The sequence below is a fragment of the Aeromonas simiae genome, assembly GCF_014892695.1.
In the GTDB taxonomy this organism is placed as follows: Bacteria; Pseudomonadota; Gammaproteobacteria; order Enterobacterales; family Aeromonadaceae; genus Aeromonas; species Aeromonas simiae.
On sequence record NZ_CP040449.1, the window covers coordinates 728464 to 748641 of the forward strand.

A 20178-nucleotide genomic window follows, 5' to 3' on the forward strand; every position below is an offset into this window, starting at 1 on the left:
CCATGGCGCTCCAACACGATTTGGAACAGTTCTTCTATCAGCTTTCCGGTTACTGCGATGAGCAGGATTGGGATCGCTATGTGGCGCAGTTCGCCCCTGATTGCGAGTTGCATATCCCCCAGTGGGACAGCGAGCACCGCTACACCCAAGACCCCAAGACCGAGATGTCGCTGATGTACTACCCCAACCGGGGCGGGCTCGAGGATCGGGTCTTTCGGATCCGCACCGGCAAATCCGCGGCTTCAAACCCGATGCCGCGCACCCTGCACCTGATCAACAACGTGCGGCTGACCGAGCTGGAGGGCGGTGAGGTGCAGGCCAAGGTGAACTGGGTGACCCACTACTACCGCTTTGGTGAGGCGAGCTGCTTCTTCGGGGTGGCCCACTACCGCCTGCGCCAAGAGCAGGGGGGCTGGCTCATCACTTACAAGCAGTCGATCTTGTTCAACGACAAGATCAACGCAGTGCTCGATTTCTATCACGTCTAACGGATGGGGTGTCATGTCATATTCTGCTGCGATCGTATTTCGTGACGGCAACACCCGCTTCATCCGGGTGAATGAGAACGAGTTGCTGATCGATGCTGCTCTGCGTCAGGGCGTCACGCTGCCGGTCGATTGCCGCGAGGGTGTCTGTGCAACCTGTCGCTGCCACTGTGAGTCGGGCGAGGTGGATCTCGACTACGTGGATGATGAAGCGCTAACCCGTGAGGAATTGCAGGCCGGCCATGTGCTGGCCTGTCAGACCCGCCTGCGTTCGGCTGCTTCCTTCTATTTCGATGTGGACGCGGCCCTGTGCAGCGTCTCACCGCAACGCTACCAAGGGCTGGTCAGCGCCGTGGATCTGGTCTCCGATTCGGTGGTGACGCTGGATGTCACCCTAGAGGGGGCCGAACAACTGCGCTTTTTGCCGGGTCAGTATGCCCGCCTCCAGGTGCCGGGCAGCGAGAGCTGGCGCGCCTACTCCTTTGCCAACGGTGAGGTGGTCAATGGGCAGATCCGTTTTCTGATCCGCCTGCTGCCCAGCGGGGCCATGAGCGACTACCTGCGCCAGCGTGCCCAACCGGGGGACCCCATCGCACTGGATGCCCCTTTCGGCGCCTTCTACCTGCGGGAAGTGACCCGGCCGCTGCTGATGGTGGCGGGGGGCACCGGCCTCTCGGCCTTTCTCAGCATGCTAGATCGGCTAGAGGAGCAAGGGGCCCGCTACCCGATACGCCTGTGCTATGGCGTGACCAAGGAGGGGGACCTGTGCGAGCTGGCGCGGCTGGAGGAGTACAAGCTGCACCTGCCCGATTTTGACTATCAGGTGATCGTCATGGCGCCTTCCGCTCAGTGGCAGGGGCGCCAGGGGGTGGTGTGCGATCTGTTTGACCCCGGTTTTCTCGATGCCCCCTTCGATGCCTACCTGTGTGGCCCGCCGCCCATGATAGAGGCGACCCAGCAATGGCTGGCCAGTCATCCGGTCGCCGAGCATCACCTCTATTTCGAAAAATTTGTATCCAGCTAACTGAGCAAGGTGATGACCACCCTAACGCCGTGGGCGTTGGGTTGGGCGTGTATTACCTGATATCCAACAGGATTGGAGACGTGAACAATGACAAAACTCAAGGCCGCCATCATAGGGCCGGGCAACATAGGCACGGATCTGCTGATGAAGATGCAGCGCTCCGAATGGATCGAGCCAGTCTGGATGGTCGGCATCGATCCCCTCTCCGAGGGGTTGCAGCGCGCCCGTGAGATGGGGATCAAGGTGAGCGATAGCGGGGTCGATGGCCTGCTGCCCCATGTGCTGAAGGACGACATCCGGATCGCGTTCGATGCCACGTCGGCCTATGCCCATGCCGAGAACAGCATCAAGCTCAACGAGCTGGGGGTGGTCATGATCGACCTGACCCCGGCCGCCATCGGCCCCTTCTGTGTACCCCCAGTCAACCTCAAGCAACATGCGGCCCAGTTGGCCATGAACGTCAACATGGTCACCTGCGGCGGACAGGCCACCATCCCCATGGTGGCGGCGGTCTCGCGGGTGCAGCCGGTGGCCTATGGCGAAATCATTGCCACCGTCTCCTCCCGCTCGGTCGGGCCTGGTACCCGCAAGAACATCGACGAGTTCACCCGTACCACGGCCAAGGCTGTCGAGCAGGTGGGTGGGGCCCGCGAGGGCAAGGCCATCATCATCATCAACCCGGCTGAGCCCCCCTTAATGATGCGCGACACCGTGCACTGCCTGCTCGATGAGGAGCCGGATCAGGCGGCCATCACCCGCTCGGTGCAGGAGATGGTCGAGCAGGTGCGTCGCTACGTGCCCGGTTACACCCTGGTCAACGGCCCCGTCTTCGATGGGCGCAAGGTCTCGCTGTTCCTGGAGGTGGCCGGGCTGGGGGACTTCCTGCCCACCTATGCCGGCAACCTGGACATCATGACGGCGGCGGCACTGCATACCGCCGAGATGCTGGCCATGGAGATCGCCAGCCACACCATCACACTGCCAGCGCGAGGATAACGAGATGAAACAACAGCACAAGGTCGTGCGGCTGCATGACATGAGCCTGCGTGACGGCATGCACGCCAAACGGCATCAGCTCTCCCTCGATCAGGTGGTGTCGGTCGCGACCGGCCTGGATGAGGCCGGCGTGCCGCTGATCGAGGTGACCCATGGCGATGGGCTCGGGGGGGCGTCCCTCAACTACGGCCTCCCGGCCCACAGCGACGAGGAGTACCTCAAGGCGGTGGTGCCGCGCATGAAGCAGGCCAAGATTTCGGCTCTGCTGCTGCCGGGGATCGGCACGGTCGATCACCTGCGCATGGCGGTCGATTGCGGGATCAGCACGGTACGGGTGGCGACCCACTGCACCGAGGCCGACGTGTCGGAGCAACACATCGGCATGGCCGCCAAGCTGGGGCTCGACACGGTGGGCTTTTTGATGATGGCGCACATGGCCAGCCCGCAGACCTTGCTGGAGCAGGCGCGGCTCATGGTGAGCTATGGGGCCAACTGCATCTATTGCACCGACTCGGCAGGTTACATGCTGCCTGGCGATGTGGCCGAGCGCTTTCGGCTGCTGCGCGCCGAGCTGCCGGCGGAGATCGAGCTGGGCTTTCATGGCCACCACAACCTGGGGATGGCGATCGCCAACTCGCTGGTGGCCATCGAGTGCGGCGCCAGCCGGATCGACGGCTCGGTGGCCGGGCTGGGGGCGGGGGCTGGCAACACGCCGCTAGAGGTGCTGTGCGCCGTGCTCGAGCGCATGGGGATCCCGAGCGGAGTCGATCTCTACCGGATCATGGACGTGGCCGAGGATCGGGTGGTGCCCATGATGGATCAGCCTATTCGGGTGGATCGGGATGCCCTGACCCTGGGCTATGCCGGGGTCTACTCCTCCTTCCTCTTGTTTGCCAAGCGCGCCGAGCAAAAGTACGGCGTGTCGGCGCGCGACATCCTGGTCGAGCTGGGCCGGCGCGGCACCGTCGGCGGGCAGGAGGACATGATTGAAGACCTGGCGCTGACCATGGCCAGAGCGGCGCGTTGAGCGGCCAAGGGACGACGGAAATCGTAAGGATCACAGATGAACCACTTAAACACTGAGCAGATTGAACAGCTAGCCGCCCACCTGGAGCAGGCCGAGCTGGAGCGGCGTGAAGTCACCAAGATCACCGACGACTACCCGCAGATGAGTTACCGGGATGCCTTCGACATCCAGTGGGCCATCCGCCGCCGCAAGGAGGCGCGCGGCCACAAGGTGGTGGGCATGAAGATGGGGCTGACCTCCTGGGCCAAGATGGCCCAGATGGGGGTCGAGCACCCCTGCTATGGCTTTCTGGTCGACACCTACAGCGTGCCGGATGGGGGGGAGATCGCATTTGATGCGCTGATCCACCCCAAGATCGAGGCTGAGCTGGCCTTCGTGACCAAGCAGGAGCTGCGCGGCCCCGGCTGCCACATCGGTGATGTGCTGCGAGCCACTGACTTCGTGATGCCGGCGGTCGAGGTGATCGACTCGCGTTACCTGGATTTTCGTTTCGATCTCAAGAGCGTGATTGCCGACAACTCCTCCTCCAGCCGTTTCGTGGCGGGGGGCACCATGGCGGATGTCGAGGGGCTGGATCTGAAAAACCTCGGGGTGGTGATGGAGATCAACGGTCAGGTGGTGCAGACCGGGGCTGGTGCCGCGGTACTGGGCCATCCCGCCGCCTCGGTGGCCCTGCTGGCTAACATGCTGGCCGAACGCGGCGAGGTGATCCCGGCCGGCAGCTTCATCATGGTCGGGGCCATCACGGCGGCGGTGCAGGTCAACAAGGGGGACAACTTCGTGGTCCGCTATCAGGGGCTGGGCACCGTTAGCGGTCGTTTCGTCTAACCGGGAGGGCAGAGGATGCCAATCGTTGAAGTCAGCATGATGGAAGGGCGCTCCGACGAGCAGAAAGAGGCCGTCATCAGCGAGATCACCCAGGCGCTGGCGCGGGCCATCGGAGCGCCGCAGGAGTCGGTGCGGGTACTCATCTACGAGCTACCTAAGCAACATTTTGGTATCGGCGGACAGTCGGCCAAGCGCAGGGGGCGCTGACCCTTTTTACCCCTCTTCGTGGTCATGGCGCGCTACCTGGCAACCGGTGGCGGGGGAGGGGGCTGCCTTCTGAGGCGTCATGGTGGTCAATGGAGTGACACTCCAAGAGGTGTGTGTATGGGCGGCTATATCGTCAGGATCCGGGGTTTGCAAGGGAGCGAGGCCCATTTTGTGGTGCGTCAGGGAGAGAGCCTGCTGGCCGGGGCTGAACGAGGCGGTGTATCCCCCATTCCCGTTGGCTGCTGCCGGGGGGGATGTGGTTTGTGCCGCATCAGGGTGGTGAATGGTTGCTTCTGGCGTGGACACATGAGCCGCCGCCATGTGTCGGCCGAGCAGGCCGGGGACGGCTATGCCCTGGCGTGCCAGGTCATACCGGAGAGTGACATGGAGATCGAACTGGCTGGAGTGGTCGCGATGAATCCGCTCAGTCAGTACTGCGTCAATCAGGAATAAGGAGAGTCGATATGAAAAAGGGAGTCATGCGTCCGGGTCACGTGCAGCTGCGCGTCATGAACATGCAGGATGCCATCGCCCACTATCGGGATCTGATGGGATTGATTGAAACCGATCAGGACTCACAGGGACGGGTCTATCTCAAGGGCTGGACCGAGGTGGATCACTTCTCCTTGGTGCTGCGCGAAGACAGCACGCCGGGTATGGATTTCATGGCCTTTAAGGTGCTCGATGAGAAGACCCTCGACGCCCTGCATCAGGATCTGCGGGCGTACGGGGTCAAGGTGACCGAGATCCCGGCCGGGGATCTCAAGGGATGTGGTCGCCGTCTGAGCTTTGTTGCCCCGACGGGCCACACCTTCGAGCTGTATGCCACCAAGGAGCAGACAGGGCGCTACGGGGTGGGCAACCACAACCCGGAGGCCTGGCCACGGGGTTTGCAAGGGATGCAGGCCCAGCGCCTGGATCACTGCCTGCTCTACGGGGATGATCTTGACAACACCTACCGCCTCTTCCAAGAGGTGCTGGGCTTTGATCTGTGCGAGCAGGTCATGGCCGAGGATGGCACCCGGGTGGCGCAGTTCTTGACGGTCTCCATGAAGGCCCATGACATCGCCTTTATCCGTCACACGGAGAAAGACAAGCTGCACCATGTCTCGTTTCTGCTGGAGTCGTGGGAGCAGGTGCTCAAGGCCGGCGATCTGCTGACGATGACCAACACCGCCATCGATATCGGGCCGACCCGGCACGGCATCACCCACGGTCAGACCATCTACTTCTTCGATCCCTCCGGTAACCGCAACGAGGTCTACAGCGGCGGCGATAGCTTCTATCCGGATCACCCGCCCATCACCTGGGATGCCGACAAGCTGGGCAAGGCGATCTTCTATCACGACCGCAAACTGAACGAGCGCTTCCTGACCGTGGTGACCTGAGTGTGCAGTGGCAGGGGAGAGCGGCTCTTTTTAGACAGAGGTGAGAACAGACGATGCAAGAGTTCAAGAATTTCATTAATGGCGAGTATGTCGGCTCCAGTGAAGATCGGCGTTTCGAGAATCGCTGCCCGGTCGACAACAGCCTGATTGGCTATGTGCATGAGGCGGGCCAGCGTGAGGTGGATGCTGCGGTCAAGGCCGCCAAGGCGGCGCTGAAGGGGCCGTGGGGGCAGTTTACCCAGGCCCAGCGCATCGCCCTGCTCAACCGGGTGGCCGATCGGATCAACGAGCGTTTCGAGGAGTTTCTCGAAGCGGAGTGCCGCGACACCGGCAAGCCGCGCTCGCTGGCCAGCCACATCGACATCCCGCGCGGGGCGGCCAACTTCAAGGCCTTCTCCGAGACCCTGAACAACCAGTCGACCGAGGGATTTCGCCTCGATACGCCGGATGGGCGCGGCGCCATCAACGTGGGTCAGCGCACCCCCAAGGGGGTCATCGCCGTGGTCTGCCCCTGGAACCTGCCCCTGCTGCTGATGACCTGGAAGGTGGGGCCGGCGCTGGCCTGTGGCAACACGGTCGTGGTCAAACCATCGGAAGACACGCCGGCCACCACCACCCTGCTTGGGGAGGTGATGAACGAGTGTGGCGTCCCCGCCGGGGTGTTCAACGTGGTGCATGGCTTCGGGCCCAATTCGGCCGGGGAGTTTCTCACGACCCATCCGCTGGTCGATGCGATCACCTTTACCGGTGAGACCCGCACCGGCGAGATCATCATGCAGGCGGCCTCGGTGGGGCTGCGCAACATCTCGCTAGAGTGCGGTGGCAAGAACGCCGCCATCGTCTTTGCTGACTGCGATCTGGAGAAGGCGGTGGAGGGCACCATGCGCTCGGCCTTTGTCAATTGCGGTCAGGTCTGCTTGGGCACGGAGCGGGTCTATGTCGAGCGTCCCCTGTTCGAGCGCTTCCTGGCGCGAATGAAAGAGGAGGTGGCGCGGCTCAAGCCGGGCAGACCGGAGGACGCGCAGGCCAACTTCGGCCCCCTGGTCAGCCATCAGCACAGGGACAAGGTGCTGAGTTACTACGAGCTGGCGCGTCAGGAGGGAGCCAAGGTCGAGATCGGCGGCGGTGTTCCCGACATGGGCGAGGCCCTCAGCGGCGGCGCTTGGATTGAGCCGACCATCTGGACTGGGCTGGCGGATGATGCCCGCGTGGTGCGTGAGGAGATCTTCGGCCCCTGCTGCCACCTACGCCCCTTCGACAGCGAGGAGGAGGTGATCGCGCTGGCCAACGATACCCCCTATGGGCTTGCCGCCTCGGTGTGGACCGAGAACGGATCGCGCGCCCTGCGGGTGGCCGAGCAGATCGAGGCCGGGACCGTCTGGATCAATAGCTGGTTCCTGCGCGACCTGCGGGCCGCATTTGGCGGGATGAAGCACTCCGGCATCGGCCGTGAGGGGGGCGTCCACGGGTTGGAGTTCTATACCGAGCTCAAAAACATCTGCATCAAGCTGTAAGGGAGGACGAGATGCACAGTGAACAGATCCGCGCCTGTGGTGACGAGCTTTACATGGCACTGCGCCAGCGAGAGACGGTGGCCCCGCTGACCGAGCGGTTCCCCGACATCACCCTGGCCGATGCCTATCAGATCTCCTTGCACATGCTGCAACGCCGTGAGCAGGACGGGGAGCGGGTCATCGGCAAGAAGATTGGTCTCACTTCCAAGGCGGTGCAGAACATGCTGAAGGTGGGGCAACCGGATTTTGGCTTTCTGACCAACGCCATGGTCTACAGCCAGGGGGCCGAGATGCCGGTCAGCTCGACCCTGATCCAGCCGCGGGCAGAGGGAGAGATTGCCTTCATCCTAAAGCGGGATCTGCTGGGCCCCGGCATCACGGCCGCCGATGTGCTGGCCGCGACCGAGTGCCTCATCCCCTGCTTTGAGGTGGTGGATTCCCGGATCCACGACTGGAAGATAGCGATCCAGGACACGGTGGCCGACAACGCCTCCAGCGGCCTGTTCCTGCTGGGGGATCGCGCCGTGTCACCGCGCCGGATCGATTTGGCGACCTGTGGCATGGTGGTGGAGAAAAATGGCGCCGTGATCAGCACTGGCGCCGGTGCGGCCGCGCTGGGCAATCCGCTCAACTGCGTGGCCTGGCTGGCCAATACCCTCGGTGAGCAGGGCATCGCCCTCAAGGCCGGTGAAGTGATCCTGTCGGGGGCTCTGGTGCCGCTGGAGCCCGTTAAGGCGGGGGATTTCATGACCGTCTCGGTGGGGGGGATGGGCAGCGCCTCGGTGCGCTTTACCTGACGCCTACGCGCCGTGGTCATGCCATGGTCGGGGCGCGCACACTGGGCGCCTGTCATGGGAAGAGCGGGCAGCCTTGGCTGCCCGTTTTGTTATTCGTTGCTGCCGATGCGGTTGGGAAACGCGCGGCGGTCGGCGTCGGTGGCGGTCTCATTGCATTCGCCACGCACCTTCCACGAGGTGCGCGAGAGCACGATGAATCCCTCGCGGCAGTACTGCTTGTCGGTGAGCCAGCCGGCGATGCGACCTTCTTGCAGCGCCTCGCGGGTCTCCAGCAGGCTCTTGCGTGGGCGTTGCAATTGCCCCTCGTCGTCCGAGCGCGAGAGACCGGGGCGGCGCTCCAGTGGCGCTGATTCGAACACGAAGCGCTTGCTCCCCTCCTCGTTGATGTGGGTGGTGAAGAGGGCGGGCGGTTCGCTCTGGCCACCGGGCAACCCCGGCAGGGAGGCGCAGGCGGTCAGCAGCAGGGCAGGGGACAACAGCAGTAACAGACGCAAGGGCGGACTCCGTTCAGACGAGCTGATCTGTGGGCAGCAGGGTAACATGTTTACCGGCAGGCAGGATCAACCCCTGCCACATCCAGTGGTGGTGTTCGATGATCTGCTCGGCACTGAGGTGGGGGCGGTCGGCCGTGGTATGGGCATCGCTCACGGCCACCACGTTGAAGCCGAGGGCGGCGGCGCTGCGCAAGGTGGTATCGACGCAAAAGTCGGTGGCGCAGCCGGTGATGAGCAGACGGCGGGGGGCAAGGATGCGCAGCCGGGCCGCCAGATCGGTGCCAAGAAAGCTATCGCAGGCGCTCTTGCGCAGATGGCCGTCGATCTCGTCCACCTCCAGATCCGGATGCAGTGCCCAACCCGGCGTGCCCACGGCGATCGCCTCGCCCGGCAGGCCATCGTGCTGCACATAGAGCACGTGCCCCGCCTGTGCACGCACCGAGCGGGCCAGACGGTTGATGTTCCCGATCACCTGTTTATCGTTGCGGCGCGGCTGTTCAAACAGCCCTCGCTGCATGTCGATCACCAGCAATACATCCATGCTCTCTCTCCTCGGTCGTTCAGGGTTGCAGCCAGCGGCGGCAGTCGCGTGCGCGGGCGCTTTGCAATGATGCCATCTCCTGCTTCATCTCTTCACGACTTTTCCAGCGCTCCGGCAGTGGCGCGACGTGGATCTCGACATCGGCGGGGCGACCGAAGGGGGCCATCTTGGCGTCGGTGACCGGGGTGATCAGCGCCAGCGTGAGGGCCGGATTGCGCGCCGCGATGCGGCTGGCCAGCCCCAGCCCGCCCTGTACGTGGAAGTTGCCGGCGATGTGCATGAGGCGCCGGCCCGGATGGCGGGCCAAAAATGCCACCATGCTCTCGGCCATGGTGTCATCCCAGGCGGTCTGAGCGGCGAAACGGCGCGCATTGGCATCCTGATCGCCATGGTGCTGCGAGGCCATGAAGGCGCGCTGGTAGTCATCTTCCTTCAGGGTCAGGGTGCGGGCCAGTTGGGCACGGCGGGAAGGGGGGAGCTGTTCGAGCCACAGCGGCCCCTGCTCGCCGATGCAGCTCACCAGCGCCTTGGGGGCATTGGCGGCGATGACCGGCAGGTGATGGGCCTTGGCAAACTCCACCAGTGGGCGGTAGTCGCTCGGGTAGTTGGGCCAGGCATGACCATCGCGGATCAGGGCCGACTCCCCGTGCTGCCCGGCCAGGTAGGCATCGAGCACACCTTGATCGGCGCGGCTGAACTGCTCCAGCGAGAGGGCCAGTGGGCGAGGCCCTTGGCTGAGTTCGGCCAGCAGACGGGCCTGTAGCAGGTGAATCGCAGGATGGGTGTGCAGTTCGCCGACCAAAATGATGTCGGCATCGCTCACCCGCCTAGCGGCCTGGGCCAGGGTCAGTTCCTTCCCTTGGGCCGTGGTCAGCCGGTAGTCATAGAGGGTGGTGGGAGCGCTATTGGGGTGGGCGCAGCCACCTAGCATCAGGGCAGTGATAAGCAGGAGTGCGCGCATGGTTGCTCCATCGATGGCAAGGTCAGCGTTATTGTAATGAGCCGGTGAATAACATCAACCAAATGATATTAATTCGCATTATCATTGATCTTTTTTCGGGTTCGGATAGGATGTGCTCCACTTGATAACCGTTCTCATTAAGGATGATTTCCCGTGGCACACTCATTCACCCGCACCCTAGTTGCGCTGGCCGTCGGCAGCGCCATGATCTCCCCTCTGCTGGCGGCCGACAAGGGCGTCAACGAGGTCATGGTCGTCAGCGGATCGCGCATGGCCCAGAAGCTTGAAGATGTCTCCAGCCCTATCACAGTCGTGACCGACAAGCAGATCGAGGAGCAGGGGGTGAGCAATGCCGCCGAGCTGTTTCGCTACGAGCCGGGGGTGACCACGGTGGGCGGCAGCGGTGAGACCTCGACCTTCGTCATCCGCGGCATGAGCAAAAACCGGGTCAAGGTGGTGCAAGACGGGGTGCGCCAGAACAACGCCTACAGCAGTGGCGGTGTGGGACAGACCTATTTTGACACCGACATGATCAAGCAGGTCGAGGTGGCCAAGGGGCCCTCCTCGGCGGCTTACGGCTCTGACGCGCTGGGTGGGGTGATCGCCATCACCACCAAGGAGGCGAGCGACGTCCTCAAGGGGAAAGCGCGCCATCTCGAGGTCAGCTCCGGCTATCAGTCGGCCAGCCACCAGCACAGCGCAGGTATCACGGGGGCCCTGCGCAGCGGCGATGTGGAGAGTCTGCTGCGCTACACCTGGCGTGATGGCGGGGTGACCCAGAACCACGCCGGCGATCAGAATGAGTTCGATGTGCTCAATCATGCGCTGTTACTTAAGAGCAAGTGGCACGTCTCGGCCGAGCAGTTCCTGCAATTGAGCGTCAACTATCTGCATGAGGGGATGGATCCGCACCATGTGGATCTGCCGGCATCGAGTCGGGTATCGACCTTCGATCAGCCGATCACCGACAAAAAAACCGACAACCTCTCGGTCATGCTCGATCACGGCATCGCCCTCAACGCAAGCTGGGTCGATCGGGTCGACAGCAAGCTCTACTACTCTCGCATGAAGCAGGATCTCGATCAGTACGCCTTTGCCTCCCGTTACTACCTCACCTCGTTTGATAGCAACCGCTTCGAGCAGGAGAGCCTAGGGGCCCAGCTCAAGCTCGCCAAGGAGGCCGGCGCCCACCGCCTGGCCTGGGGGATGGATTACGAGCACAGCAACAACGAGCGCCGCCGGCTCAAGACGGCGGCCTTCAGCGGCACCTTCCCAGACTACGATGAGACCAGCTTCCCCGACACCACCACCCAGCGCGGCGCCCTGTGGGCATTTGATGAGGTGCGATTTGGCCAGCGCTGGGTGCTGACGCCAGGGCTGCGCTACGACTACTACCGGATGAAGCCCGACGACGATCCGGCCTACACCGGCAGCGCTCTTAAGACCTTCTCCGACGGCGAGCTATCGCCCAAGCTGGGGCTGGTCTACAAGGCCCATCCCCTGGCCAATCTGTTTGCCCAGTACAGTCACGGCTTCAAGGCCCCCATGTATGACGAGGCCTTCGCCACCTTGAATCACAGCGGCTACTTCTACCGCATCGAGCCGAACCCGGATCTCAACGCCGAGCGCAGTGATGGGATCGACGCCGGGGTGCGTGGCGGGAACGGCCGCCTCAACTACGAGCTGTCGGCCTTCTACACCCAGTACAAGGACTTCATCACCAGCACCTATATCGGCCAGGAGGGCCGCACCACCCTCTACCAGTACCAGAATCTGGATGACGTGCGCACCAAGGGGCTAGAGGCCAAGAGTGACTACTGGGTCAGCGACATGATCAACGTCTGGGGCAACCTGGCCTATATCGAGGGCAAGGATGGGGATGGCCACTACATCAACGAGCTGAGCCCGTTCAAAGGAAGCGTCGGGGCGCGCCTCGAGCAGCCGAACTGGAACCTCAACACGGCGCTGCGCTTTGCCAGCCGCATGGACAAGGTGAGCCAAGACAGTCAGGGGAACGACAATATAGGGGCCGCCGGCTGGGCTGCCTGGGACATCTATGCCCAGTTCACCCCGCTGCCCCAGTTGCAGCTCAATGTGGGCGTCTTCAACCTGCTCGACAAGGAGTACGTCAACTACGAGAGCGTGGCGGGCAAGGGGGCCGGCAGCGATGTCGCCCAGTTTACCGAGCCGGGACGCAGCCTGAGTGCCCGCATCAAGTACCAGTTCTGATTGAACCGCAAGTGGGGGCTGAAAGGCCCCCTCTTCAATCGTGTCCTAATGGCTGGGAGATCGGTTATCATGCCGGCTCCGCACTAAGCCCCTACGAGGACGTATGCCTGCCTTTGCCTGGATGGCGCTTTTCTTCAGTGCCTTTTATTTCGTCTACGGCGCCTACCTGCCGTTCTGGTCGCTCTGGCTAGAGGGGGTGGGGCTCTCTCCCCAGATGATAGGTACTCTGCTCGGGGCGGGCATGGCCATCCGCTTTGCCGGTAATTTGCTGGTGATGGGGCGAGTCAAGGGGGCGGCCCAGCTGCTGCCGGTCACCCGGCTGCTCTGCCTGCTGAGCCTGCTCGCCTTCCTCGGTTTTTATGCCGGTCACGCTCCTTGGTGGCTGGTGGTGCTGACCCTGGTCACCAACTTCATCTACCCGACCCTGATGCCGATGGGGGAGGCGCTGGCCACCCGCATGGTGATCCAGGTGCATCTCGACTACGGCAAGGTGCGCCTGTTCGGCTCGTTTGCCTTCATCGTTGCCTCCACCCTGGTGGGGCTGCTGGTGAGCCATCAGGGCAGCGACTGGATCTTGCACACCATCATGGCCGGCCTGCTGCTGCTAATGGTGCTGAGCTGGCTGCCGCTGCACCCCGCCCCGAGCGACGTGGTGGGCGAGAAGGCGCGCGCCGGCCTGTGGCAGACCTTTCGCGATCCAGCGGTGCGCCGCTTCCTGCTCATCGCCGCCCTGTTGCAGGGCAGCCATGCCGCCTATTACGGCTTTAGCGCTATCCACTGGAAGGCGGCCGGCTACAGCGGCAGCACCATCGGCTACTTGTGGGCCCTCGGGGTGGTGGCCGAGATCTGCATGTTCGCCGCCGACCGGCGCTACTTGTCACGCCTGCCCGCCCGCCCTCTGTTCGTGGTGGGGGCCATCGGCTGTCTGGTGCGCTGGAGCCTGCTCGGCGCCTCGACCGAACTCGGGGTGCTCATCCTGGCCCAGCTGCTGCACGCGGTCACCTTCTGCGTCAGCCACCTGGCGGCGGTGCGTTTTCTCACTCGCGAGCTGGCGCCAGAGCGGCAGATCCCGACCCAGGCGCTCTACTCCGCGCTGGCGCTCGGCATGACGGTGGCGGTGCTGATGGCGCTGTGCGGCAGCCTTTACGAACAGTGGCAGGGGGGCATCTTCTGGCTGATGGCCCTGTTCGCCCTGCCGGCGCTCTGGCTGCGGCCACGGCGCGAACTGGCCTGACTCGCGCACGGAGGCGCTCATGCAACAGGGATGGTTGCTCATCGGGGTATCGCTGGCCTATCTGGGGCTGCTGTTTCTCATCGCCCATGTGGCGGATCTGCGCCGCCGTGCGCGTCTGCCGGGGCAGCCCATCCTCTATAGCCTGTCCCTCGCCGTCTACTGCACCTCGTGGACCTTCTACGGCACGGTCGGGCAGGCGAGCATAGCGCCCTGGGCGCCACTGCCCATCTACCTCGGCCCCATGCTGGTGTTCCTGTTCGGCTGGCGGGTGCTGGCGCGCCTCATCCTGGTGGCCAAGCGCGAGCACATCACCTCCATCGCCGACTTCATCGCCGCCCGTTATGGCAAGTCGCAGCACCTGGCCATGCTGGTGACCCTGGTGGCCATCATGGGGGTGCTCCCCTACCTGGTACTGCAACTAAAAGCCATCGTGCTCGGGCTGGATATGTTGAGCGACGGCGGCATGGTAGCCCAAGAGGGGGGCGGGCGCGCCGGCCTCGCCCTGGTGGTAGGCTTGCTGCTGGCGCTGTTTAGCATCCTGTTTGGCACCCGCCATCTCGATGCCACCGAGCACCACAGGGGATTGGTGGTGGCCATCGCCTTTGAGTCGGTGATCAAGCTGCTCGCCTTCCTCACCGTGGGGGGCTTTGCCCTCTGGCTGCTGCTCGGCCAGGAGGGGGTGTGGCAGACCGAGGCCAGCCGCCAGTTTCTGGAAGAAGCCATCACCCTCGATGCGGGGCAGGGGATAGAGCTGGCTATCTACACCCTGCTCGCCATGTGCGCCGTCATCTGCCTGCCGCGTCAGTTCCATGTCACCGTGGTTGAGAACCATCAGGGGCAGGATCTGCACTGGGCGCGCTGGTTGTTCCCCGCCTACCTGTTCCTGATGGGGATCTTCATCTGGCCGCTGGCGCTGGCCGGCCATCACTGGCTGGGGGCCGGTGTCTCGCCCGATACCTTCGTTATCAGCCTGCCCCATACCCTCGGCTTTGATGCCATGGCCCTGCTCGCCTTCCTCGGCGGCACCTCGGCGGCCACCGGCATGGTGATCGTCTCGACCCTGGCGCTGGCCATCATGGTGAGCAACGATCTGGTGTTGCCGGTGCTGCTGCGCCGCTACTGGCAGCGCGGGCAGGACGAGCGGCTGGCCCGGCTGCTGCTGCGGGTGCGCCGCGCCGCCATCTTGCTGATCCTGCTGGCCGCCTGGGGGCTCTACCTCTGGCTCGGTGAGCTGACCAGCCTGTCGGGGATAGGGTATCTCTCGTTTGGCGCCGTGGCCCAGTTTGCCCCGGCCCTGCTGCTTGGCCTTTACTGGCGGCGTGGTAACCGCAAAGGGGTCTATCTGGGGCTGGTGCCCGGCCTCAGCCTGTGGCTGATGACCTTGTTGCACGAAAGCGGCATGCTGGCCGGCTCACCGTTGGCTGCGCTGCTGGCCCCACCCGATCTGCCGCTGCTGCGCGAGGTGAGCGTCACCGCCTGGTGCCTGCTGCTGAGCCTGCTGCTCAATCTGGCGGGCTATGTGGCGGGCTCGCTGCTCTCACGCCCTGCGGTGAGTGAGCGCTTGCAGGCCGCCAACTTCGTCGGCAAGCCGAGCCGCGACACCTCGGCCCTCTATCAGGCGCGGGTCACGGTCAAAGAGTTGGAGATGCTGGCCACCCGCTTCCTCGGCCCGAGCCGGGTCAAACGGGCTTTCGGCCGCTTCGCCGCCGAGCATGGGGGCACATTGGCCCCGCACATGCAGGCGACGCCGGATCTTATCTCCCACACCGAGCGGCTGCTGGCCGGGGTGTTTGGTACCTCTTCGGCACGGCTGGTGCTGGCCTCGGCCCTGCAAGGGCACAACATGCAGCTCGAGGAGATCGCCACCATCGTCGACGAGGCGTCTGATCTGCTGCGCTTTAACCGGGGTCTGCTGCAAGGGGCCATCGAGCACATCGGCCAAGGGATCTCGGTGGTGGACAGGGAGCTCAAGCTGGTGGCGTGGAACCGCCGCTATCTGGAGCTGTTTCACTACCCGCCCGGTCTGGTGCAGGTCGGGCGCCCCATCGAGGAGATCATCCGCTACAACGCCAGCCAGGGATTGTGCGGCGCGGGAGAGGTCGAGGCCCAGGTGGCGCGGCGGGTGGCCCATATGCGCAGCGGCAGCCGCCATGTCTCGGCCCGCGAGCGGCCAGATGGCCGGGTGATCGAGATGCAGGGCAACCCCATGCCCGGTGGCGGTTTTGTCATGACCTTCAGCGACATCACCCCGTTTCGCGAGGCAGAGAAGCTGCTGCGCGAGGCCAACGAGCTGCTCGAGGCGCGGGTGGCCGAGCGCACCCGCGAACTCTCGGCGCTCAACAGCCAGCTACTGGCGGTCAACCAGCAGGTGGAGCGGGCCAACCAGTCCAAAAGCCGTTTCCTGGCGGCGGTGAGCCATGATCTGACCCAGCCGCTCAACGCCGCCAAGCTGTTCGCCTCGGCCCTGCGCGAACAACTGCCCGATGGTGAGCCGGCGCGCTTGGCCGAGCGCATCGACACGGCGCTGGAGGCGGCCGAGGATCTCATCTCGGATCTGCTCGACATCTCCCGGCTCGAGGCGGGCAAGTTCAAGGCGCGCATGACCGACTTTCCGCTTGCCGAGGTGTTCGACATTCTGCGGGCTGAGTTTGGGGTGCTGGCCCAGGCCGGGGGGATGCGCTTTGAGGTGATCCCCAGCTCGCTGCTGGTGCACAGCGACGTTCGCCTGCTGCGCCGGGTGTTACAGAACTTTCTCACTAATGCGTTTCGCTACAACCCGGGAGGCCGGGTGCTGCTCGGTTGTCGCCGAGTGGGGGAGCGGGTGTGCATCGAGGTGTGGGACAACGGTCCCGGCATCCCGCAGGAGAAGCAGAGCGAGATCTTCGAGGAGTTCCAGCGCCTCGATCACTCGCGCACCGCCCGCGAGCAGGGGCTGGGATTGGGGCTCGCCATCGCCCGTGGCATCGCCAATGTGCTCGGCCACCAGATCGCCATGCGTAGCTGGCCAGGGCAGGGGTCGGTGTTCTCGCTGACCCTGGCGCGCAGTCGCCGGCCCCAGGCGCCGCGCCCGGCCATTGCGGCGCAGACCGTCAATCTGCTCGACGGGGTGCGGGTGCTGTGCATCGACAACGAGCCGGAGATCTTGCAGGCGATGGCTTCCTTGCTCGGCCGCTGGGGCTGTGAGGTGGCCTGCTGCGCAGATGCCGACAGCGCCATGGCGCTGGTGGAAGATGGCTTTCTGCCGGCCATGGTGCTCTCTGATTACCACCTCGATAACGGACAGACGGGTATCGAGGCGCTCGAACAATTGCGCCACACCTATGGTGAGGAGATCCGCGGCATCGTCATCAGCGCCGATCGCAATGCAACGTTGCTGGCCCGCATTCGTGCGCAGGGTTACGGCTATATCAGCAAGCCGGTCAAACCGCTCAAGCTGCGCAGCCTGATGAACGGGGTATTGCAGAGCCACGAGTGAGGCGGTTCACACAATCACACTTTTGTTGTTTTTCACGATGGCGGCCGTTTCATAGGAGATGGCTGCATCTTTGCTTACTTTTGCTGATTTTATCCTCGCCACCCTATGCGGCGTCCCTTTTTCTTCTCTCGGCCCCTCTGGCCGGTGCTCTCACTTGCCTCTATAGTCGGCGAGCGATTTTTTTTGTCGCGAATGAAGTAGTGATGGGGCAAGCCGGCCAGTCGGTCGGTACGCAACGTCCACCCGGATCCGACGAGGTCAGGGGGACCACTACGGGTTGTTGCGCCGCCCTCGCCAAGGGGTGGGCGTTGTTGTCTGCGGTACCTGTCAGGCTGCGTGGCCCTTTTCGAGTCGATAACGAAATAGGGAAATTCAACAATGCTAAGTCCAAAACCCACCATGCTGGCCGCTCTGGTCGGCGCCTTGTTCATGCCTGCCGTCCAGGCGGCCACCCCCGGCAAGCCGACCTTAGGCTGGGGCGAAACCAAGTTCTCCATCGTCGAGGTCGATCAGGCCGCCACCTCTTACGCCAAGCTGGTCAAGGTCAAGGAGGCCGCCGACGTCAGCGTGAGCTGGAACCTCTGGAGCGGCGACGTCGGCCAGAGTGCCAAGGTGCTGCTCAATGGTCAGGAGGCCTGGTCCGGCCCCTCTGCCGCCGCCGGCAGCGCCACCTTCAAGGTGGCCAAGGGCGGGCGCTATCAGTTGCAGGTGGCCCTGTGCAACAGTGATGGTTGCACCCTCTCCGATCCGCGCGAAATTTTGGTGGCCGACACCGACGGCAGCCACCTGTTGCCGCTCAAGGCGCCGCTACAGGAGAACAACAAGCCCTATGCCAACAAGTCGGGCAAGGTGGTCGGGGCCTACTATGTCGAGTGGGGAGTCTATGGGCGCAAGTTCACCGTCGACAAGATCCCGGCCCAGAACCTGACCCACATCCTCTATGGTTTCACCCCCATCTGCGGTGGCAACGGCATCAACGACAGCCTCAAGTCCATCGAAGGGAGCTTCGAGGCGCTGCAACGTGCCTGCGCCGGGCGCGAGGATTTCAAGGTCGCCATTCACGATCCCTGGGCGGCGATCCAGATGCCGCAGGGCAGCCTGTCGGCCTTCGATGAGCCCTACAAGGGCAACTTCGGCAACCTGATGGCGCTCAAGCGCGCCTATCCGGATCTCAAGATCCTCCCCTCGGTCGGGGGCTGGACCCTCTCCGATCCGTTCCACTTCCTCGGCGACAAGGCCAAGCGCGACACCTTCGTCGCCTCGGTCAAGGAGTTCCTGCAAACCTGGAAGTTCTTCGACGGGGTGGACATCGACTGGGAGTTTCCGGGCGGGCTGGGGGCCAACCCGGCGCTCGGCAGTCCGAGCGATGGCGAGACCTATGTGCTGCTGATGAAGGAGCTGCGCGCCATGCTCGACGAGCTGGAGGCCCAGACCGGACGCCAGTACGAGCTCACGTCGGCCATCAGTGCCGGTGGCGACAAGATTGCCAAGGTGGATTACAAGGCGGCCCAGCAGTACATGGATCACCTGTTCCTGATGAGTTACGACTTCAACGGCGCCTGGAGCAACACCGAGCTGGGCCACCAGACCAACCTCTACCCAGCGAGCTGGGATCCGGCCACCAAGTACACCACCGACAAGGGGGTGAGGGCGCTGCTCGGCCAAGGGGTTGATCCGGCCAAGGTGGTGGTGGGTGCGGCCATGTATGGGCGTGGCTGGACCGGGGTGAGCGGTTATCAGGCCGGCAACCCCTTCACCGGCAAGGCCAGCGCCCCCATCAAGGGAACCTGGGAGGCCGGCGTGGTCGACTATCGCCAGATCGTGCGTGACTACATGGGCGCCGGCTGGGAGCAAGGCTATGACGAGCAGGCCGAGGCCCCTTATGTGTTCAAGGCGGACAGCGGCGATCTCATCACCTTCGACAACGAGCGCTCGGTCAAGGCCAAGGGGCAGTACGTGCTGGCCAACCAGCTCGGCGGCCTGTTTGCCTGGGAGATCGACGCCGACAACGGCGACATCCTCAACGCCATGCACGAGGGGCTCGGCCACGGCGATGGCGGCACCACGCCGCCGGTCAACAAGCCGCCGGTGGCCAATGCCGGCAGCGATGTAGCGGTGACCGGCCCGGCCGAGGTGAGCCTCAATGGCGCCGCCTCCCACGATCCGGAGAATGGCGCCCTCACCTATGCCTGGAAGCAGGTGGCTGGGCCCCAAGTGACCCTGCTTGACGCCAGCTCGGCCAAGGCCCGCGTGGTGCTCGAGGCGGTCAGCAGCGATGTGGCATTGACGTTTGAACTCACCGTCACCGACGAGCAAGGGCTCAAGGCGAGCGATCAGGTGGTGGTGACCAACAAGGCGCCGCAGGCTAACTTGCCGCCCGTGGTCACCCTGCCGGCCAGCTTCAGCGCGGTGGCGGGGCAGTCGGTCACGATCCAGGCCAGTGCCAGCGATCCGAATGGGGATGCGCTCACTTACCAGTGGAGCCTGCCGGCTGGGTTGAGTGCCACCGGTCAGGACAGTGCCACCCTGGTGGTAACGGCGCCGAGCGTGAGCAGTGACACCACCTACGATCTGGCCTTGACCGTCTCCGACGGCAGCCTGGATGCCAGTGCCAGCACCCGCCTGACCGTTAAGGCCGCCGGCAGCGGCTGCCAGGTGAGCGATCCCGATGCCGCCAACTGGCCGGCATGGCAGGCCAGCGCCGTCTATAACGGCGGCGCTAAGGTGAGCCATAACCAGTTGGTGTGGCAGGCCAAGTACTGGACTCAGGGCAATGAGCCGAGCGGCAGCAGCGATGCCTGGCAATTGGTGAGCAAGGTGACCTTGGGCTGGGATGCCAGCGTGGCTTACAACGGCGGTGCGCTGGTCAATCACAATGGTCGCCAGTGGAAGGCGCAGTACTGGACTCGTGGCAACGAGCCGGGCGCCTCGGACGCCTGGGTAGATGTTGGCGCTGCTAGCTGCCCGTAACGGCCATC

The 20178-nt window shown here is 64.0% G+C and carries 17 protein-coding genes; 14 read left to right on the plus strand and 3 right to left on the minus strand.

The window, feature by feature from the left end; all coding sequences use genetic code 11:
- Positions 1-2: 2 nt before the first annotated feature.
- The 10 genes from antB to dmpE all read left to right on the plus strand — a co-directional run bounded on the left by antB (position 3) and on the right by dmpE (position 8266).
- Positions 3-488, plus strand: coding sequence for an anthranilate 1,2-dioxygenase small subunit (gene antB / locus FE240_RS03455; protein ID WP_193003393.1), 486 nt, complete (start codon positions 3-5; stop codon positions 486-488).
- A gap of 13 nt (positions 489-501) precedes the next feature.
- Positions 502-1509, plus strand: a complete 1008-nt coding sequence (gene antC, locus FE240_RS03460; protein ID WP_193003394.1) for an anthranilate 1,2-dioxygenase electron transfer component AntC — start codon at positions 502-504, stop codon at positions 1507-1509.
- 87 nt (positions 1510-1596) lie between these two features.
- The gene (locus FE240_RS03465) at positions 1597-2505 is read left to right on the plus strand and encodes an acetaldehyde dehydrogenase (acetylating) (protein WP_193003395.1); all 909 of its coding nucleotides are present in this window, start codon (positions 1597-1599) and stop codon (positions 2503-2505) included.
- Positions 2506-2509: 4 nt separating this feature from the next.
- Positions 2510-3532 carry a 4-hydroxy-2-oxovalerate aldolase gene (gene dmpG, locus FE240_RS03470; protein WP_193003396.1) on the plus strand — a complete coding sequence of 341 codons (1023 nt, stop codon included), beginning with the start codon at positions 2510-2512 and terminating at the stop codon, positions 3530-3532.
- Positions 3533-3568: 36 nt separating this feature from the next.
- A complete protein-coding gene (gene dmpH, locus FE240_RS03475) occupies positions 3569-4360 on the plus strand; it encodes a 2-oxo-3-hexenedioate decarboxylase (protein ID WP_042046938.1) in 792 nt (263 codons plus the stop codon).
- Positions 4361-4375: 15 nt separating this feature from the next.
- Positions 4376-4567: a 2-hydroxymuconate tautomerase gene (locus tag FE240_RS03480; protein WP_193003397.1), complete on the plus strand. Its 192-nt coding sequence runs from the start codon at positions 4376-4378 to the stop codon at positions 4565-4567.
- A 117-nt stretch (positions 4568-4684) separates the two neighbouring features.
- Positions 4685-5020 (plus strand): 2Fe-2S iron-sulfur cluster binding domain-containing protein, encoded by a 336-nt coding sequence (locus FE240_RS03485; RefSeq protein WP_193003398.1) that lies wholly within the window; start codon positions 4685-4687, stop codon positions 5018-5020.
- Positions 5021-5031: 11 nt separating this feature from the next.
- Positions 5032-5955 carry a catechol 2,3-dioxygenase gene (locus FE240_RS03490; RefSeq protein ID WP_193003399.1) on the plus strand — a complete coding sequence of 308 codons (924 nt, stop codon included), beginning with the start codon at positions 5032-5034 and terminating at the stop codon, positions 5953-5955.
- Positions 5956-6008: 53 nt separating this feature from the next.
- Positions 6009-7469 (plus strand): 2-hydroxymuconic semialdehyde dehydrogenase, encoded by a 1461-nt coding sequence (locus FE240_RS03495; RefSeq protein WP_042046946.1) that lies wholly within the window; start codon positions 6009-6011, stop codon positions 7467-7469.
- Positions 7470-7480: 11 nt separating this feature from the next.
- Positions 7481-8266, plus strand: a complete 786-nt coding sequence (gene dmpE / locus FE240_RS03500) for a 2-oxopent-4-enoate hydratase (protein WP_193003400.1) — start codon at positions 7481-7483, stop codon at positions 8264-8266.
- An 89-nt stretch (positions 8267-8355) separates the two neighbouring features.
- Here dmpE and FE240_RS03505 read toward each other — a convergent pair whose 3' ends face one another.
- The 3 genes from FE240_RS03505 to FE240_RS03515 are packed head-to-tail and all read right to left on the minus strand — an operon-like array spanning position 8356 to position 10262.
- Entirely contained in the window at positions 8356-8760 is a 405-nt protein-coding gene (locus tag FE240_RS03505; protein WP_226798969.1) for a hypothetical protein, read from the minus strand.
- Positions 8761-8773: 13 nt separating this feature from the next.
- Positions 8774-9301 carry an isochorismatase family protein gene (locus tag FE240_RS03510; protein WP_193003402.1) on the minus strand — a complete coding sequence of 176 codons (528 nt, stop codon included), beginning with the start codon at positions 9299-9301 and terminating at the stop codon, positions 8774-8776.
- A gap of 19 nt (positions 9302-9320) precedes the next feature.
- Positions 9321-10262, minus strand: a complete 942-nt coding sequence (locus FE240_RS03515) for a ChaN family lipoprotein (protein ID WP_193003403.1) — start codon at positions 10260-10262, stop codon at positions 9321-9323.
- A 153-nt stretch (positions 10263-10415) separates the two neighbouring features.
- On the opposite strand from FE240_RS03515, the gene FE240_RS03520 reads away from it, so the two are divergent.
- From FE240_RS03520 to FE240_RS03535, 4 genes are all read left to right on the plus strand, one after another.
- Positions 10416-12491, plus strand: coding sequence for a TonB-dependent hemoglobin/transferrin/lactoferrin family receptor (locus tag FE240_RS03520; protein WP_193003404.1), 2076 nt, complete (start codon positions 10416-10418; stop codon positions 12489-12491).
- 103 nt (positions 12492-12594) lie between these two features.
- Positions 12595-13725 (plus strand): 3-phenylpropionate MFS transporter, encoded by a 1131-nt coding sequence (locus FE240_RS03525; protein WP_193003405.1) that lies wholly within the window; start codon positions 12595-12597, stop codon positions 13723-13725.
- A gap of 19 nt (positions 13726-13744) precedes the next feature.
- Positions 13745-17200 carry a hybrid sensor histidine kinase/response regulator gene (locus tag FE240_RS03530; RefSeq protein ID WP_193003406.1) on the plus strand — a complete coding sequence of 1152 codons (3456 nt, stop codon included), beginning with the start codon at positions 13745-13747 and terminating at the stop codon, positions 17198-17200.
- 378 nt (positions 17201-17578) lie between these two features.
- Positions 17579-20170: a glycosyl hydrolase family 18 protein gene (locus tag FE240_RS03535; protein ID WP_193003407.1), complete on the plus strand. Its 2592-nt coding sequence runs from the start codon at positions 17579-17581 to the stop codon at positions 20168-20170.
- The last annotated feature ends 8 nt before the right edge of the window (positions 20171-20178 follow it).